The following is a 16,460-nucleotide window of genomic DNA, read 5'->3' as shown; positions in this document are numbered from 1 at the left end:
TGGAGAATGGTGCTTGGTATGTTTAGCATTCAATTTAAGACGTTTGCAGGTTTTGCTAGGAAATGCTTCTGCCAGTTCTCCGACAACCTGCTAGCGTCATTTCTTCTATCTGAGCCTGTGCAATCAACATTCTGTCAAAAGGATCTCGGTGATGCAAAGGTAAAGCAGGCGCTTGTAAAGCATGAGAAGCTGTAATTTCTAGCCAGCGCATTGCCAACACCGTCATCCGACTAGAAATATAACTGTCTAGGGGATCTGCCAATGGTAACTTGCCGATCGCAACTTTTATCCCCATTTCTCAAATGCTGGCAACTGAGAACCACAATTCATTTGTTTCATCGGCAATATGGGCGTAGGCGTAGCCCGCCGTAGACATCGCTGCTTCATTCAAAAGCTCTGGTTGGGTAAACCACCATAACCAGCACTGCGTATCTAGCAAAAGTTTCACTCCTCACCGCCCTCAAATGCTGCCAAAATTTCTTCGGGCATTGGGGTATTGAAATCATCTGGCACTACAAAACGCCCTTTATCTTGCCCTAAACTATTGAGTCGATTTGATGAGGTGCGAAACGGAACCAACTTGGCGATCGGAATACCTCGGTTGGAAATAATGATTTCTTCTCCAAGTTCTACGCGCGATAACAAACAGCTTTGAGAGATTCGTTTTAGCTTGATGAATATTTACAGTTTCCATAAAATTAAACTAAGTCTGTAACCTAAGTTTAGTTTTTTGGTGATAGTAGTGCAAGAGCGATCGCTTCTTTGGTGGTATAGACAGTAACTATCATTCTTGGGTAGAGCGAGCGCAAGGTTGGTGTGCTTATTTAGTCAAGTAAATGTGCTTTTTGTGGTTAGTTCATCGTCAATATTTGTAAACCCGCGTATTTACACATAAGTATTTTCTAATTTCCAGTGTAATTCTGAAGGCAAAAAATTCACAAAATAAAATGGCTAATTGAATCACAATTAGCCATTCGTTACTTAGTAATTAACATCCTCTAAGCAGTCCGAAAACGCGCCAACTCTTCACCAGTCTTAGCATCATGGGCGTGAACTGTACACACCAAACATGAATCAAACGATCGCGCCACATGACCAACTTCCACCGGGTCGCTAGAATCGTAAATGGGTGTGCCAATTAAAGCTTCTTCAATGGGGCCTCGGATTCCTTCACCATCACGAGGGCCAATATTCCAAGTACCAGGGGCAATCACTTGGTAATTCTTAATTTTACCGCCCTCCACTTCTACCCAGTGACTCAAGGAACCCCGCGCTGCTTCCGTTGCACCCCAACCCTTGCCATCTTTTTCTGTGGGTTTGATATACCAGGGGTCGTTTAATTTGAATTCGCGTAAACAGTGTTCAGCTTGTCTATATAACTTGACAAGTTCGTGAACTCGTGCCAGTTGACGCACATGAATACTAGCACCACCCATCTCTTTGAATACATCTAGAATAAAGCCGTCGTAGTGTTGCCAAGATTCGCCATGTTTACCACCGGCTACTAATTGACGCGCTAAGGGGCCAGTTTCCAAACGTCCGAAGTCTTTGTGCAGGACTGCACTCGACCAAGAGTAGGCGTTATCGAAGTCTTTGGTATTAATTGCAGTGGGTTTAGTGGTGCGATCGCTAGGGTGAATATCTGCTGTCCCTTCATCGTACCAGGAGTGAGTTGTATTCTCGCGGGTAAATGACTGATCCATTAAGGTGTGAGTGTGTGTGAAGCTGTCATACACTCCACTTTTCATGATCATTGCCGCATTTCGCCCTTCAATAGTCGGCTTTTGGTATTTATCTTCATGGGCTAAATATCCCCAAGTCACATATTTACCAACACCAGCACCATATCTATCTAGACCGATATCTAAACCCATGCGCCAATAAAAACCTAAGTCAGAATCTCGATGATTTCGATCTTCATCTAACCAGTCTCTGAAGTCGTCATAAGTTTGGATTTGTTCGTAGCGTTCTAAAGAACAACCCAACCACACTGGTTCTAACCAATTGGTGCGGAAGTATTCGAGAATTGCCCAAGCGCGAGTAATGTCTGTTAAAGTGGGGGCGCACATCACGCCACCGGGAACCATGTAGCTAGAATGTGGCCATTGTCCGCCTAAGAGTGCATAAATTTCTACGGGTTTAGCGGAAATTGTTATGCCTAGTTCATAAGATTTACCTGTGAAAGCAGCAAAGCGTTTAACAGCTTCCTCATAAAAGCGACTATTGCGGTATTTTCTATTTGTTAAATCAATGGCAAACAAACCATAAAAATAGCGGGGGATGCTTTGAATAGTCTCGACAATTTGACCGAGATTTCTCGCCAAAATTGCATTGCGGGGAACTTCTGTTTCCCAAGCTGTATCTAATGCCCAAGATGCACAAGTCAGGTGAGAACCGCCGCAAATACCGCAAATGCGAGGTGTGACTATTAATCCGGCTTGGGGGTCTTTACCGCGTAGGATAACTTCAAATCCGCGAAATAATTCGGCGTGTGTCCAGGCGTTGACTACTCTTCCATGTTCAATATCGACTCGGACATCTAAATCGCCTTCAACTCTACCAACAGGCGAAATGTCTAATGATTGAATTCCCATTCTCTTCTCCTTTAATTATTGAGGGGAGTAGGGAGTGGGGGAAATTGACTTATTCCCCATTCCCTATTCTCTATTCCCTAAACTGTAAAAAAGTCTTCTTCTGCCCAAGGTGGCGCTGCATCTTTTGCAACCATTGTGAGTAAGGCGTAGTCTTTTTTGTTCACTCCTGGTGGTAATTCTTTGGGAACTCCCATCACTGTTTGGGTTTTAAATACAGTTCCTGGTTTGAGGTCAAAGAAGGGGAATTCTGGTTCTGTGCAACCTAAACAAGGCATTCCGGCGCGAGTTTTGGAAGAGACGCGATTCCATAAGATGCGGTTGCAGGAGGAATGAGTCATAGGGCCGCGACAACCCAAGTCATAAAATAGGCAGCCTTTGCGCTGACCAAATTCGGCGGTTGAGGCTTTGTAGGCAAAGTGAACGTTGCGGGTACAACCTGTTTGGGTATAAGTGTTAAAGAAGGTTTGGGGACGATTTAGTTCATCGAAAGCAATGTCTGCTATGCGTCCAGTAGCGATCGCAACTAATATCTGCGTAATCCAATCGGGATGGGCGGGACATCCAGGTATATTAATTACCGGTAATCCAGCTTGAGACACAAAGTCTTTACCTAAAAAGCCACCTTCTTGGCGCTTGAGAAATTGTAAACCTTCCGATTCGCTAGGATTGGGTGACATGGCGGGAATTCCTCCCCATGTGGCACAATCTCCTACCGCTACAATAAATTTAGCAACTTTGGCAAGGTCTGCTAACCAATCTTTCATGGCGCGATCGGCAAACCGATTCCATTCGCCTGTACCGTTGGGGGCATTAACAACGCTGCCTTCAAATACCAAGATATCTAAAGGAACTGCGCCAGAAATGCAATCCCGCAGCAGTGTTTGTAAGTTGTTGCCTAGTTCTAATCCCAAGGAAGGATGCCAAAGTAAATTGATGCCAAAGTCGGCAATTAAATCGCAGACTGTCGGTTCTTCAGCGTTGAGAAATGACATGGTGTTGCCTGAACAAGCACCACCTTGTAGCCATAGTACATTAGTCATCGGCTAGGTGTTTTTGTATTGTTTACCATGCATGATGTAGGTGATAATGCTTGTAAAGTCTCACCTGGTTATCAATACTTATTTTTTAATTTTAAGATATTTTTTATTTAATTCACTTTTATTAAAAAAGAATTAATCATTAAGAATAGCTTAGATTTAATTAAAATTATTTTAAAAGAATATGTTTGTTAAATATGTTACATATTTAACAACTCAAAATATTGAAAATAAAATTATTTTTTGTTTTTAATTACTGGCACTCAACAACCTTAACATACTTAATTTATTGCGGTTAAAACTATGAGATTATTAATCACAATTACTACCAACTATTAATCCGTGCGAAAGGATGAGTATTTTAAGGCGTCACATTTTAATGCAAGAACCAAGTCAAATTCAGCAAAGTATCAGGGCGCAAAATCTTGCGCCCCGTCAGATATATATCAATTGATTTAAGATTTCGGTTGTGCAGCTTGCCTAACAACTTGTTCGTCCAAGCCTAAGCCTTGAGCTATCTGCTCAATACTCAACCCAAACGCTAATAACTGAGGTATCGCTTCTAACTTACTTTCTTGTTTAGCTTCTTCAAAAACTTCTTACTTACCTTCTTTTTTACCCTCTTCAAAAACATCTTGGAAAAATCTAGTTTGCCTCAAGTCATTTAATTCAAACATTTTTCCTATCTTCTCCTAGCTCAATCGCGGCAACTTGTAGATTAATATCGTCTCTATTAAACGGACTGTTAAGCCTTCGCGCACCCTATTGTTTTAGGATTTCGGTTGTGCAGCTTGCCTAACAACTTGTTCATCCAAACCTAACGCTTGAGCTATCTGCTCAATACTTAAACCCAACGCTAATAACTGAGGTATCGTTTCTAACTTAGCTTCTTGCCTACCTTCTTGCCTACCTTCTTGTCTACCTTCTTGTCTACCTTCTTGCCTACCTTCTTGTTTCCCTTCTTGTCTACCTTCTTGCCTACCTTCTTGTCTACCTTCTGCAAAAACATCTTGGTAAAATCTGGTTTGCTTTAACTCATTTGATCCAAACATTTTTCCGATCTCCTCCTGGCTCAATCGCGGTAACTTGTAGATTAATATCGTCTCTATCAATTGTATAATTTCCCTAATAGTAGCGACATCTAGAATTTGCTGGCGGGCACTGTTGACTATCTCTATAGCTTTTGTTGTCGCAGTTGATTCGGGTTCGATAATGAGTTTAACTGTCTCTATGCCGATTGATGATGACTCAACTGAGCTTAATTCGTCAATATAGACGCGAGTCACTCGTTGTGAGTTGAGTAATTCTGTATATCTTTCGGTATCTCCAGTATCAACGTTACGGTTGGGGAAGATGACAACACCACGCCAATTGTTGGTTAATTCGGTTTTGTCGAGATAGTTAAAGATTTCAGTAAATAAACGTGAGTAGAACTTTTTATCTGGTTGAAATTGCACTTCTGCAAAATAAATAGGTAGTTCTGCTGCATTTGGGAGGAAGACACCATCGATTCTAAACGCTAGTTGTTTAACTTCGACTGAAGAAAATTGGTAAGCACTAGCTAGTTGCGGTGGTTGCTTAATCAGTTCAAAGAAAGTGCTGGGGATACTTTGGAAGATGCGATAGAAGATACTGTCTGTTTTCAAGGTAGCTTGTTTTACAGTTGATGAAGATATTTTACACTTTGACGATACCGTGGCGACTCTTTGGAGTGTACAAAAATTGGTTGGGAAGATACTAGATATATGTATGTCAACAATTCAATAAAAAATATTTGCATTGTGTCAGATGATGATACAAAAAGTATTTTAAAAATATTAGGTGTTTAAAGCTGACATTAATATTAGCAATTCCCCAGTAGAATTTTAGAAATAGGGTGTTTTATAGTAAAAAAAATGATTAGGCATGGGGTCAACTGTTTCCCTAGTCCCTAATCCTAGTTTCAGACAAAAAAGGGGAATTCCGCCTAAAGGACTCGAAGCCTGCGTAAATCAGTATGGCCCGTGATTAGACACATAAAGCGTGTCTTGATCATTCATGGGTGTTGACAGACTCAATTCCTAATAGGCTAGAGTACGGCAGAGTTATGACCCCCAGCATTACAGATTCGGCGGTGAAGGCTGCGGTAGCAGCTGTTGCTTCAGAGTCAGCCTCAGCAGAAGAAAAAATCCAAATGCTGATTGAGATAGCACAGGGTTTTCAAAAAAAGCCCAAAGTGACCCAAGACTTGCGAAATGCAGTTGGGTTATATTACCGGGCCTATCAAATGTGTGGTGAGGAGTATCCCCTGTTGAAAGCCAGGGCCCAAGTGGGTATGGCAGGGACGTTACAGGCAATACCGGATGCTGATTACCAACTGCTGCTGCAAGCGAAAGTCGGTTATGAAGAGGCGTTACCGATTTTACAACAATTAGCAACGCCAGAGGAAGTAGCAGAGACGCAGATGAATTTTGGGCTGGTGTTGCAGTCGCTTGTACCGTTCAATTTAGCGCGGATAACCGACAGCATCCAGGCTTATCATGAGGCGTTGCGGGTGTTTACTTGGGAAGATTACCCCCAAGAATACGCGATTTTGTATAACAATATTGCGATCGCTTACCTTTCTATGCCCTTAGCATCAGAACGGGAATACTTGCGTCAAGGGTTAGCTGTGCAATCATTTGAGGTAGCACTAAAGCATATTAATCTGATTGACCATCCTAGAGAATATGCTATGTTGCAAAACAATTTGGGTAACGCTTTGCAATATTTAGTGAGTTCCCATCCTGTGGAGAATAATTTAAGGGCGATCGCAGCTTATGACGAAGCGTTAAAAGTGCGTAACGCCAAAGATACACCCCTAGAATACGCTAACACAATTTCCAACAAAGCCAACGCCCTATTCAACTTACCAGACAACCAGGAAAAACCAGAAGCTGGTAATCCTCAAAATCTTTTGCAAGCGCGGATATACTATCAAAACGCTCTAGAAATATTTACCAAATACCAACAAAGTGCCCAAGCAGAGGTAGTAGGCCAAGCACTACAAGATGTAGAAGCAGAAATAGGGAATAGGGGATAGGTTAGTTATTCTTTCTCCCTCATCTCCCTACTCCCCTAATTCCTAACAATCAGGACAAAACAGCATGAGAGATATTTTTACCTACTCAAACGTGATAAATTTTATCACAAGTTTAGCAGATGGTGACTTGAACATAGCAACAGAATTTGTGTGGTTAATCATCGCCACAGCCTTGTCTATGGCCGGCGGTGCAATTGGCGGAATGCTGTTAGCTGGGAAAGATATAGGCTATCAGTTTTCAGCAATGCTTGGTGCATTATTTGCGCCTGCGGGTGTAATTCCCGCCATCCTCTTAGGGCTTGCTGCCTTAAATTTATTGGCAAATTATTAGGAGACAACATGTTAGAGATAGGATGGTTTTCAGCCAAGTTATTTTTTAAAGGGAAGCTACTACGCGACCCAATGTATTTTGTTAAGCAAACTACTATTGGTATTGCTATAGGTTTCTTACTATTAGTGTTACTCGCACAAGCTCCAATTCCCTTTTACTTACCAATAATATTATCTAGCTTAGTGACGGGCATGATTATGCCGTTTCTCCTCAAGGACTTCAAAATGAAGTAATTTGTCATTGATGAATAGCCAATGCCCAATGCCCAATGACTAATGACTAATGACGTAATGACAAACCTTGAAGAATTAGTTCAGGAAATTAACCGATTTGAGGCGATTGTATCCGAATGGGATGAAAGCCAAAGATGTGTAGCAGTAGGTCTTAAAAGAGCAATTGAGGCTCTGCATAAAGCTGCATTGACTAATTTGATTAAAAGCCTAAAGCAAGAATCAATGTCAGCTTTGCGTCATGCTGTTGCTGATGAAGTAGTGTATGCAGTGCTGCTTTATCACGAACTAGTCAAACCACCGAAGCCTCCACTTTCACAACGTATTCAGACAGCCCTTGAAGAAGTTCGCCCAGGTTTAAAAAGCCATAATGGGGATGTAGAATTAGTGGAAATTAAGTCACCAGATACAGTAGAAGTCAGATTAATCGGAACTTGCAGCAGTTGTCCAGCTTCTACTTTAACTTTATCTCAAGGAGTAGAACAGGCAATCAAAAATCATTGTCCAGAAATTACCAAAGTAGTTGCGGTTAATAGTAGCCCTACTGTTAACAACGCGAATTCTGGTTTAATCAGTCCATTTTCTGCAAAAATAACTTCTACTTGGATCAAAGTGGCGACTATTGATCAAGTTCCCGAATTTAGTGTATTGGCAGTACAACTTGCTGGTACTTCACTAATATTATATCGTCAAGGTGCTACAGTTAAATCTTACCGTAATGCTTGTACTCATCTAGGGTCTTCTCTAGAAAAGGGTAAAATTGAAAATGGAGTTATTACCTGTCCTTCCCATGGATTTCAGTACAAATTAGAGACAGGTAAATGTTTAACTGCGCCTGATATTTCGCTTCAGTCGTATCCAGTCAAGGTTAAAGGCGATAAGGTTTTTGTGAAACTACAAAAATGATGATGTGAAGAGAAGATTTCAGCAAATATACTTGGCAATTAGTTAATCATTGCTAATTTACTTTTTTATTTCAGTAGTTCGCACATTCATTTTAAGGTTTTGTGCAAGCAAAATGCCCGAATGCTTTCTCAATATCCCTGAATTCATTCTCATTTGTGTAATTCAGGTATTCATTTTAGTGTTTTGAGAAAGTAATATGCCTTTTTACTTTCTCAAAATGTCATTTGACTTATTCAAACCCCAGTTTGCTTATTCATTTTAGTGTTTTCCGCAAGCAAAAGTAGCTCTTACTTATTCAAACTCCAGTTTGCTTACTCATTTTGGTGTTTTCCGCAAGCAAAAGGTCATTTGACTTACTAATTTTAGTGTTTTCCGCAAGTAAAATAAGCTTTTACTTTCTCAAACCCCAGTTTGCTTTCTCATTTCAGTAAATCGCGCACTCATGCCAAAGATTCATTATGTAGCAAAAGTTACTAAAGGCTATCTTGATTTTTTTAAGCTTGATTAGAGGTTTTAACTGAATTTGAAAAAAGCATAATGCAAAACCGTTACTGTTGTTACATGCTAATCAACATTAATGTTTTTAAATAATTATCAGCCTCTATCTGCGGTTCATGGATATCCCAAATATAATTAATTCCATATCACAATTACCGCTAGAAGCAACAGAAAATCCTCAATATTTACCTCTATCACCTCAAGGTGCGGAGGTAGTTTTAGGTAACATTATTAAACCAGAACAATTAGTCATACCTGTAGCACCCAATGCCACAACAATGTTTGGGCCTCGTGGTGCTTGTTTATTATCAGAAACAGGCCCCTTATGGGTATCAGATACAGGACATCATCGATTATTAGGATGGCAAAATTTACCCACCAGAGATAGTCAACCGGCTGATTGGGTAATTGGACAACCTGACTTTTATCATGAAGGACAAAATGCTAAAAATATACCAGGAACGGCAACCTTAAGTGTACCAACAGGGATTTGTGCTTGCGGTGAAGGATTAGCTGTAGCAGATGCTTGGAATCATCGGGTTTTGATTTGGAAGAACTTACCAGAAGATAACAATGTTCCAGCAGATTTGGTGTTAGGACAAGTGAATTTTAGCGATAATGAACCAAATCGAGGAAATCAAGCAGCATCTGCTAGTACAATGCACTGGCCCTATGGTGTTTTCTATTATCAAGGACGGTTATTTATTGCTGACACTGGTAATAGAAGAGTATTAATTTGGCATCAATTACCAACAGAAAATGGCCAACCGGCTGATGTGGTTTTGGGACAACCAGATATGATATCTCGCAATGAAAACGGCGGTGCTTCTCCAACCGCCGCGAGTATGCGTTGGTGTCACGATATCACCTTTTGGGGAGAAAATCTGGTTATCAGCGATGCAGGTAATCACCGAGTAATGATTTGGCAGGGAATACCCACAGAAAATAATACTCCTTGTGCGGTAGTTTTAGGACAAAAAAGCTTTGATTTTGTGGAAATGAATCAAGGAGTTTATTTGCCAAGTGCTAGTAGTTTGAGTATGCCTTATGGTGTGGGTGTGTCTGACGATTGGTTAGTAGTTGCAGATACTGCTAATTCTCGTTTGTTAGGATGGAAGAAGCCAGAATCAATTTTATCACTGCAAGGTGCGACGGCAGATGGGCTTGCAGGACAAATAAATTTTCAAAGTAAAGGTGAAAATCGTAATTTCGGACTACCAAAAAGAGACAGCTTAAATTGGTGTTACGGAATAAAAATTTGTGGCAATACGGCGGTAATAGCTGATTCTGGAAATAACCGAATATTGCTGTGGCAGTTTAATAATTTATAATTTTTGAAAGTCAGATTTATATGGCGGCTGAAGAAATTAGAGTTCGCGGTACTGTTCAAGGAGTAGGATTTCGCCCTACAGTATATCGTCTTGCTAAAGCTTGCGGTTTGCGTGGAGATGTTTGTAATGATGGCCAAGGTGTATTAATTAGGGTATCTGGTAGTGAAGAAGCAATAACAGAATTTGTTGCCAAATTGCAAATAGAATGTCCACCGTTAGCAAAAATTAATCAACTAACAAGAATTATTTATAAAGGTGAATTTAAATTTGATAATTTTGTGATTTCTACTAGTGTCAATAATGCCATTAAAACAGAAATTACCCCTGATGCAGCCACTTGTCCACAATGTCAACAAGAAATATTCGACCCCTTTAGCCGCTTTTATCGCTATCCCTTTACTAACTGTACTAATTGCGGCCCCCGCCTGAGTATTATTCGTGCGATTCCCTATGACAGAAGCAATACCAGTATGTCTGCGTTTGTCATGTGTTCAGAATGTGCAAAGGAATACCACAATGTCGAAAATCGGCGTTTTCACGCCCAACCTGTAGCTTGTCATGCTTGCGGCCCTTCAGCTTGGTTAGAACGCGCCGATAAGAAATCGGTTACTGCTTCCATGTTCTCCATGCTAGATGATGTTGATGCTGTTTGTACCTTGTTGCAAAAGGGTGAAATTGTAGCAATTAAGGGCTTAGGTGGTATTCATCTAGCTTGCGATGCAACTCAGGAAACTGCTGTACAAAAACTGCGTCAGCGCAAAAAGCGCTATCATAAACCCTTTGCTTTAATGGCGCGAGATATTGAGGTAATTGAACAATATTGTAGTGTCAACGCCAAAGAAAAAGAATTATTAACAAGTTCTGCTGCACCAATTGTTTTACTACAAGCAACAGGTAAAAAAGTAGTAGCACCATCGATAGCATCGGGGCAAAATACTTTTGGTTTCATGCTACCTTATACACCCTTACATCATTTAATTTTGCGGCGGATGAATCGCCCAATTGTTTTAACAAGTGGTAATTTTGCTGATGAACCACAATGTATTGATAATGACGAAGCAAGAGAAAAATTAGGGACAATCGCTGATTATTTTCTCTTTCATAATCGAGAGATTATTAATCGGGTAGATGATTCGGTGGTGAGAGTTATCGGCGATAAAGCCCAAATAATTCGCCGTGCCAGAGGATATGCACCAGCACCAATTAGTTTACCACCGGGATTTGACAATCTACCGCAAATTTTAGCAATGGGCAGTGAGTTAAAAAATACCTTTTGCTTATTGCGTGAAAGAAAAGCAATTCTCTCTCAACATCTAGGAGATTTAGAAAATGTTATGGCTTTTAATGCTTACCAAGAAACTTTGAATTTATACTTAAATTTATTTGAACATAAACCAGAAGTAATCGCCATTGATAAACATCCTGAATATCTCTCAAGTAAACTTGGTAAAGAGCTCGCAGATACAAATCAAATCAAAATTCATCAAATCCAACATCATCACGCGCATATCGCCGCTTGCATGGTAGAAAACGGGATTCCTTTAGATGCGCCTCCGGTATTAGGGATTGCTTTCGATGGTTTAGGTTACGGTGATGATGGGACACTCTGGGGCGGAGAATTTATTTTAGCAGATTATCGTAAATTTCAGCGACTAGCAACATTTAAACCAGTAGCAATGATTGGTGGTGAACAAGCAATTTATCAGCCTTGGCGTAATACTTATGCTCAATTAATAGCTGCTAATCTTTGGGATGATTGTCAACAGCAGTATGCTGATTTAGAAATCGTAAAATTCTTGAAACATAAGCCACTTGAACTACTTAATCAACTTATTGAAAAAAGAATTAACTCTTTTCCAGCATCTTCCGTAGGGCGGTTGTTCGATGCAGTGGCGGCGGCTATCGGTATTTATAGAGATGAATGTAGTTATGAAGGACAAGCTGCGATCGCAATGGAAGCTATAGTAGATGTTAGCAGCTTAAATAATGATAAAGAAACCCTAATCTATCCTTTTAAGTTTAGCTTTTCAGATAGGATTTATTATATAGACCCGCGTCCAATGTGGCAAGCATTGCTCCATGACTTACAGCAGCAGATTCCACAACCAGTTATGGCTGCCAAATTTCACAAAGGTTTAGCTAATGCCATTGTGGAGATGGTTAAATATCTTTCTCAAGAAAATCTGATTTCTCAGGTAGCCTTAACAGGAGGAGTATTTCAAAATTGTATATTGTTAGACCAAGTTACCAAAGGATTACAAACATTAGGGATAAAAGTACTTACTCACAGTTTAGTTCCAGCTAATGACGGCGGATTATCTTTAGGACAAGCAGTTATTACAGCCGCACAATTCATACATGAGTCTTGATATTTGACAACTTGTTCTCAGAAATAACTTTCTCTGCGCTCTCTGCGCCTCTGCGGTTAGTTTATCTTCAAAATAAAAAAATGTGCTTAGGAATCCCCGGACAAATTATAGAAATTACCAATGTTAACCATAAACTAGCCCTAGTTAACATTGGTGGTGTTAAGCGCGAAGTAAATATTGCCTGCATCGTAGATGAACAACATCCTCCCGAAGCTTGTATTGGCGATTGGGTGCTAGTACATGTTGGCTTTGCTATGAATCGAATTAACGAACAAGAAGCAGCAGAAACATTACAACTTTTTCAAGAATTAGCAGCAGCCCAAGCAGGGATTAGTACTTAACTTAACGAACCGCAGAGGCGCAGAGGGCACAGAGAGTAGAAAGAAATACTTAACTCAACTGTATTGACATAAAGCTTACTATTCCCAAATCCTTATGAAATATGTTGACGAATTCCGCGAACCTGAAAAAGCTGAAGCCTTATGCTGCGAAATCGCCAAATTATGTAACCGCCTAGAAAAACCCATCAAAATCATGGAAGTATGCGGTGGACATACCCATTCCATTTTTAAATATGGTATCGAAGAAATATTACCCCAAACCATCGAACTAATTCATGGGCCTGGTTGTCCAGTATGCGTTATGCCAAAAGGCAGATTAGATGATGCGATCGCAATCTCCCAAAATCATAACGTCATTTTTGCCACCTTTGGCGACGCAATGCGAGTTCCCGGTTCCAAAACCACTTTATTGCAAGCCAGGGCACAAGGTGCAGACATCCGTATGGTGTACTCTCCCTTAGATAGTCTGCAAATTGCCAAAGATAACCCCGACAAAGAAGTAGTCTTCTTCGCATTAGGCTTTGAAACCACAGCCCCCAGCACTGCCTTCACAATCCTGCAAGCAGCAGCCGAAAAAATTCATAACTTTAGTATGTTTTCCAATCACGTCCTCGTGATTCCCGCCCTCAAAGCACTATTAGATAATCCCGACTTACAACTAGATGGATTTGTTGGGCCTGGCCATGTCAGCATGGTAATTGGCAGTGACCCATATCAATTTATTTCCCAAGAATATAATAAGCCAATAGTCGTCTCAGGATTTGAACCCTTAGATATTCTCCAATCAATTTGGATGCTATTGCAACAGCTAGTAGAAAATCGTTGCGAAGTCGAAAATCAATATAACCGAATTGTCCAAAAAAACGGAAACATAGTAGCCCTGCAAGCCATAAATAAAGTTTTCGCAGTGCGAGATAGTTTTGATTGGCGCGGCTTAGGTGATATTCCTTATTCAGGATTAAAAATTCAACCTGAATATGCCCAATTTGATGCCGAACTTAAATTTACCATTCCTAACCTCAAAGTAGCCGACCATAAAGCTTGTAAATGTGGAGAAATTCTCAAAGGAGTCTTAAAGCCTTGGGAATGTAAAGTATTCGGTACAGCTTGCACACCAGAAACACCAATCGGTACTTGCATGGTATCTTCCGAAGGCGCTTGTGCAGCCTATTACAAATATGGACGACTCTCCACCATTGCCAAAAGAACAATCACCCAAAAACCAAAAATAACTCAAGAACCTCTCCCCGCCTGCGGCTTCTCCTCAGACTAATAATACTCCGGGTACCTCTGCGCTTCACTCTGCGTCCCTTTGCGTTTAAAAAAAACTTTAATATGAATATTTCCCCCACAAACCCAATCCAAAATCCCCTATTCCAAAAAATAGAACAAGTCCGCCGTCGCCAAGCTAAAGTGCAGGACACTCATATAACTCTCGCACATGGTAGCGGTGGTAAAGCCATGCGTGATTTAATAGACGAAATCTTTATCAGCAATTTTGATAACCCAATTCTCTCACAACTAGAAGACCAAGCCAGCTTCAACTTAGCCCCTCTCATCCAACAAGGAGACAGACTCGCATTTACAACAGATTCTTATGTTGTAGACCCGTTATTTTTCCCTGGAAGTGATATAGGAGAATTAGCTATAAACGGTACAGTTAATGATTTAGCTGTCAGTGGTGCTAAACCTTTATATCTAACTTGTAGCGTAATTTTAGAAGAAGGATTACCTGTAGAAACCTTACGTCGTGTCGCAGCCAGCATGAAAGCAGCCGCAGAGAAAGCGGGTATTCAAATTGTTACTGGTGACACAAAAGTTGTACATCGAGGTGCTGCCGATAAACTTTTTATTAATACTGCTGGTATTGGTATCATCCCGCGAGGAATTAGTATTTCTGCCCACAATATTAAACCTGGAGATGCAATAATAATTAATGGTGAAATAGGCAATCATGGCACAGCAATTTTAATTGCTCGTGGAGAATTAGCTTTAGACACTAATATTGAAAGTGATTGTCAGCCGTTGCATAGTTTAGTAGAAAATATTCTGCATGTATGTCCCCAAGTTCATGCTATGCGAGATGCTACACGCGGTGGTTTAGCGACAGTATTAAATGAATTTGCCCTCAGTTCAAATGTGGGAATTCGTCTGTACGAAGAATCTATTCCAGTGCGGGAAGAAGTCAACGGAGTTTGCGAAATTCTCGGTTTAGACCCGTTGTATTTGGCTAATGAAGGTAAGTTAGTTGTAGTGGTTCCAAAAAAGAATGCTGAAAACGTTTTATCAGCTATGAAATTACACCCAGTAGGCAAAGATGCTTGTATTATTGGCGAAGTTATTTCTTCACCCCCAGGTATCGTATTGTTAAAAACAGCTTTTGGTGCTGAAAGAATTGTTGATATGCTAGTAGGCGACCAATTGCCACGAATTTGTTAATTTTTAATAGATTTTATAATATGCACGAATTTGGAATTACCCAAAATATTGTGGCAATTGTGACTGAAAATGCCAAAGGCGCAAAAGTGCAACGAGTTTCATTAGAAATTGGCAAACTTTCAGCCATTATGCCGGACGCTATTCGATTTTGTTTTGATATTTGCACTCAAGGCACAGTTTTAGAAGGGGCGACGTTAGAAATTTTGGAAATTCCTGGATTAGGGCGATGTCGCCAATGTGGTACAGAAGTTTATTTAGATAAACCATTTGGAATTTGTAATTGCGGTAGCGTGCGATTAGATTTAATTACTGGTGAAGAACTTAAAATTAAAGAAATAGAAATTGAGGAATTATGTGTGTAACCTGTGGTTGTTCTGATGATGGCGAAATAAAAATTACAAATTTAGAAACAGATGAAGCTGAACATCATCATACTCACACTTTACCAGATGGAACTGTTATTACTCATTCCCATAGTGATAACACTCATATAGAAGCACCTAAAATTCATGCCAAAATCCACAACACAACCATATCTTTAGAACAGGATATATTAGCAAAAAATAACCTACTAGCTGCCCAAAATCGCGGATGGTTTAAAGGTCGAAATATTCTCGCCTTAAATTTAATGAGTTCTCCCGGTGCAGGTAAAACAACTCTTTTAACTCGCACTATTAGTGATTTGAAGCAGCAATTATCTATTAGTGTCATTGAAGGCGACCAAGAAACTGCTAATGATGCCAAAAAAATTAAAGAAACTGGTTCTAAAGTTATCCAAATCAATACCGGAACAGGCTGTCATTTAGATGCATCAATGATAGACAGAGGTTTACAACAACTGAATCCGCCACTAAATTCAGTTGTGATGATTGAAAATGTCGGAAATTTAGTTTGTCCAGCTTTATTTGATTTAGGAGAACAGGCAAAAGTTGTGATTCTCTCCGTCACAGAGGGAGAAGATAAGCCGATAAAATACCCACACATGTTCCGTGCTAGTGATGTAATGATTATCACTAAAATTGATTTATTGCCTTATGTAGATTTTGATGTGCAAAAATGCATCGAATATGCTATACAGGTGAATCCCCAAATTCAGATTTTTCAGGTTTCCGCAACTACTGGTGCTGGCTTAGAAAATTGGTATAAATGGGTAACTGAAAAGGTAAGCTGTTGCGCTTTTAATTTGCACTAATATTTTTTCAAGATGATTGTGGGGTGGGCATCCTGCCCGCCCTGATAATGCAAGTTATATACGTAACAGCTTAACGAACTTGTCTGCACTAATTTCTTCTCGCTTGAAGGATACGTAATTTTTTTAACGTG

At 40.1% G+C, this 16,460-nt stretch carries 16 protein-coding genes and 1 pseudogene; 11 read left to right on the top strand and 6 right to left on the bottom strand.

All coding sequences use genetic code 11. The features are described 5' to 3' along the window. Nucleotides 1-55: 55 nt before the first annotated feature. The 6 genes and pseudogenes from V7K25_RS17785 to V7K25_RS17760 form a co-directional block, all read right to left on the bottom strand. On the bottom strand, nucleotides 56-295 hold the full coding sequence (locus V7K25_RS17785) for a type II toxin-antitoxin system VapC family toxin (protein WP_335159842.1): 240 nt from the start codon (nucleotides 293-295) through the stop codon (nucleotides 56-58). 3 nt (nucleotides 296-298) lie between these two features. Continuing rightward, the gene (locus tag V7K25_RS17780; protein ID WP_335159841.1) at nucleotides 299-439 is read right to left on the bottom strand and encodes a hypothetical protein; all 141 of its coding nucleotides are present in this window, start codon (nucleotides 437-439) and stop codon (nucleotides 299-301) included. Nucleotides 440-444: 5 nt separating this feature from the next. Then, a pseudogene (locus V7K25_RS17775) lies at nucleotides 445-694 on the bottom strand (type II toxin-antitoxin system Phd/YefM family antitoxin). 304 nt (nucleotides 695-998) lie between these two features. Beyond that, the gene (locus tag V7K25_RS17770; protein ID WP_335159840.1) at nucleotides 999-2,594 is read right to left on the bottom strand and encodes a nickel-dependent hydrogenase large subunit; all 1,596 of its coding nucleotides are present in this window, start codon (nucleotides 2,592-2,594) and stop codon (nucleotides 999-1,001) included. 77 nt (nucleotides 2,595-2,671) lie between these two features. Continuing rightward, nucleotides 2,672-3,634, bottom strand: a complete 963-nt coding sequence (locus V7K25_RS17765; protein WP_335159839.1) for a hydrogenase small subunit — start codon at nucleotides 3,632-3,634, stop codon at nucleotides 2,672-2,674. Nucleotides 3,635-4,401: 767 nt separating this feature from the next. Continuing rightward, nucleotides 4,402-5,277: an Rpn family recombination-promoting nuclease/putative transposase gene (locus tag V7K25_RS17760; RefSeq protein WP_335159838.1), complete on the bottom strand. Its 876-nt coding sequence runs from the start codon at nucleotides 5,275-5,277 to the stop codon at nucleotides 4,402-4,404. 440 nt (nucleotides 5,278-5,717) lie between these two features. On the opposite strand from V7K25_RS17760, the gene V7K25_RS17755 reads away from it, so the two are divergent. The 11 genes from V7K25_RS17755 to hypB all read left to right on the top strand — a co-directional run bounded on the left by V7K25_RS17755 (nucleotide 5,718) and on the right by hypB (nucleotide 16,329). Continuing rightward, the gene (locus V7K25_RS17755) at nucleotides 5,718-6,692 is read left to right on the top strand and encodes a hypothetical protein (protein WP_335159837.1); all 975 of its coding nucleotides are present in this window, start codon (nucleotides 5,718-5,720) and stop codon (nucleotides 6,690-6,692) included. Nucleotides 6,693-6,756: 64 nt separating this feature from the next. Beyond that, nucleotides 6,757-7,023 carry a hypothetical protein gene (locus tag V7K25_RS17750; protein WP_335159836.1) on the top strand — a complete coding sequence of 89 codons (267 nt, stop codon included), beginning with the start codon at nucleotides 6,757-6,759 and terminating at the stop codon, nucleotides 7,021-7,023. A gap of 8 nt (nucleotides 7,024-7,031) precedes the next feature. Beyond that, nucleotides 7,032-7,256: a hypothetical protein gene (locus V7K25_RS17745; RefSeq protein ID WP_335159835.1), complete on the top strand. Its 225-nt coding sequence runs from the start codon at nucleotides 7,032-7,034 to the stop codon at nucleotides 7,254-7,256. Nucleotides 7,257-7,313: 57 nt separating this feature from the next. Then, a complete protein-coding gene (locus V7K25_RS17740) occupies nucleotides 7,314-8,159 on the top strand; it encodes a NifU family protein (protein ID WP_335159851.1) in 846 nt (281 codons plus the stop codon). Nucleotides 8,160-8,773: 614 nt separating this feature from the next. Further along, nucleotides 8,774-9,988 carry a hypothetical protein gene (locus V7K25_RS17735; RefSeq protein ID WP_335159834.1) on the top strand — a complete coding sequence of 405 codons (1,215 nt, stop codon included), beginning with the start codon at nucleotides 8,774-8,776 and terminating at the stop codon, nucleotides 9,986-9,988. 20 nt (nucleotides 9,989-10,008) lie between these two features. Further along, complete coding sequence (hypF, locus tag V7K25_RS17730) at nucleotides 10,009-12,357, top strand: carbamoyltransferase HypF (RefSeq protein WP_335159833.1); 2,349 nt, start codon at nucleotides 10,009-10,011, stop codon at nucleotides 12,355-12,357. A gap of 80 nt (nucleotides 12,358-12,437) precedes the next feature. Beyond that, nucleotides 12,438-12,698, top strand: a complete 261-nt coding sequence (locus tag V7K25_RS17725) for a HypC/HybG/HupF family hydrogenase formation chaperone (RefSeq protein ID WP_190940095.1) — start codon at nucleotides 12,438-12,440, stop codon at nucleotides 12,696-12,698. A 94-nt stretch (nucleotides 12,699-12,792) separates the two neighbouring features. Next, on the top strand, nucleotides 12,793-13,971 hold the full coding sequence (hypD, locus tag V7K25_RS17720) for a hydrogenase formation protein HypD (protein ID WP_335159832.1): 1,179 nt from the start codon (nucleotides 12,793-12,795) through the stop codon (nucleotides 13,969-13,971). Between the two features lie 62 nt (nucleotides 13,972-14,033). Beyond that, nucleotides 14,034-15,137 (top strand): hydrogenase expression/formation protein HypE, encoded by a 1,104-nt coding sequence (hypE, locus tag V7K25_RS17715; RefSeq protein WP_335159831.1) that lies wholly within the window; start codon nucleotides 14,034-14,036, stop codon nucleotides 15,135-15,137. A 20-nt stretch (nucleotides 15,138-15,157) separates the two neighbouring features. Continuing rightward, on the top strand, nucleotides 15,158-15,499 hold the full coding sequence (hypA, locus tag V7K25_RS17710; RefSeq protein WP_335159830.1) for a hydrogenase maturation nickel metallochaperone HypA: 342 nt from the start codon (nucleotides 15,158-15,160) through the stop codon (nucleotides 15,497-15,499). Continuing rightward, nucleotides 15,490-16,329: a hydrogenase nickel incorporation protein HypB gene (hypB, locus tag V7K25_RS17705; protein ID WP_335159829.1), complete on the top strand. Its 840-nt coding sequence runs from the start codon at nucleotides 15,490-15,492 to the stop codon at nucleotides 16,327-16,329. Before hypA ends, hypB begins: the two co-directional genes overlap by 10 nt. Nucleotides 16,330-16,460: the final 131 nt, after the last annotated feature.

Source organism: Nostoc sp., from assembly GCF_036919495.1.
In the GTDB taxonomy this organism is placed as follows: domain Bacteria; phylum Cyanobacteriota; class Cyanobacteriia; order Cyanobacteriales; family Nostocaceae; genus Nostoc.
Note: the sequence above shows the minus strand (reverse complement) of the source record. Positions and strands in the feature narration are given on the sequence as shown.

Excerpts from the sequence above, each read along its gene's own strand:
- V7K25_RS17785 (WP_335159842.1), bottom strand. The coding sequence starts at position 295 with ATGGGGATAAAAGTTGCGATCGGCAAGTTACCATTGGCAGATCCCCTA.
- V7K25_RS17770 (WP_335159840.1), bottom strand. The coding sequence starts at position 2,594 with ATGGGAATTCAATCATTAGACATTTCGCCTGTTGGTAGAGTTGAAGGC.
- V7K25_RS17765 (WP_335159839.1), bottom strand. The coding sequence starts at position 3,634 with ATGACTAATGTACTATGGCTACAAGGTGGTGCTTGTTCAGGCAACACC.
- V7K25_RS17755 (WP_335159837.1), top strand. The coding sequence starts at position 5,718 with ATGACCCCCAGCATTACAGATTCGGCGGTGAAGGCTGCGGTAGCAGCT.
- V7K25_RS17750 (WP_335159836.1), top strand. The coding sequence starts at position 6,757 with ATGAGAGATATTTTTACCTACTCAAACGTGATAAATTTTATCACAAGT.
- V7K25_RS17745 (WP_335159835.1), top strand. The coding sequence starts at position 7,032 with ATGTTAGAGATAGGATGGTTTTCAGCCAAGTTATTTTTTAAAGGGAAG.
- V7K25_RS17740 (WP_335159851.1), top strand. The coding sequence starts at position 7,314 with ATGACAAACCTTGAAGAATTAGTTCAGGAAATTAACCGATTTGAGGCG.
- V7K25_RS17735 (WP_335159834.1), top strand. The coding sequence starts at position 8,774 with ATGGATATCCCAAATATAATTAATTCCATATCACAATTACCGCTAGAA.
- hypF (WP_335159833.1), top strand. The coding sequence starts at position 10,009 with ATGGCGGCTGAAGAAATTAGAGTTCGCGGTACTGTTCAAGGAGTAGGA.
- V7K25_RS17725 (WP_190940095.1), top strand. The coding sequence starts at position 12,438 with ATGTGCTTAGGAATCCCCGGACAAATTATAGAAATTACCAATGTTAAC.
- hypD (WP_335159832.1), top strand. The coding sequence starts at position 12,793 with ATGAAATATGTTGACGAATTCCGCGAACCTGAAAAAGCTGAAGCCTTA.
- hypE (WP_335159831.1), top strand. The coding sequence starts at position 14,034 with ATGAATATTTCCCCCACAAACCCAATCCAAAATCCCCTATTCCAAAAA.
- hypA (WP_335159830.1), top strand. The coding sequence starts at position 15,158 with ATGCACGAATTTGGAATTACCCAAAATATTGTGGCAATTGTGACTGAA.
- hypB (WP_335159829.1), top strand. The coding sequence starts at position 15,490 with ATGTGTGTAACCTGTGGTTGTTCTGATGATGGCGAAATAAAAATTACA.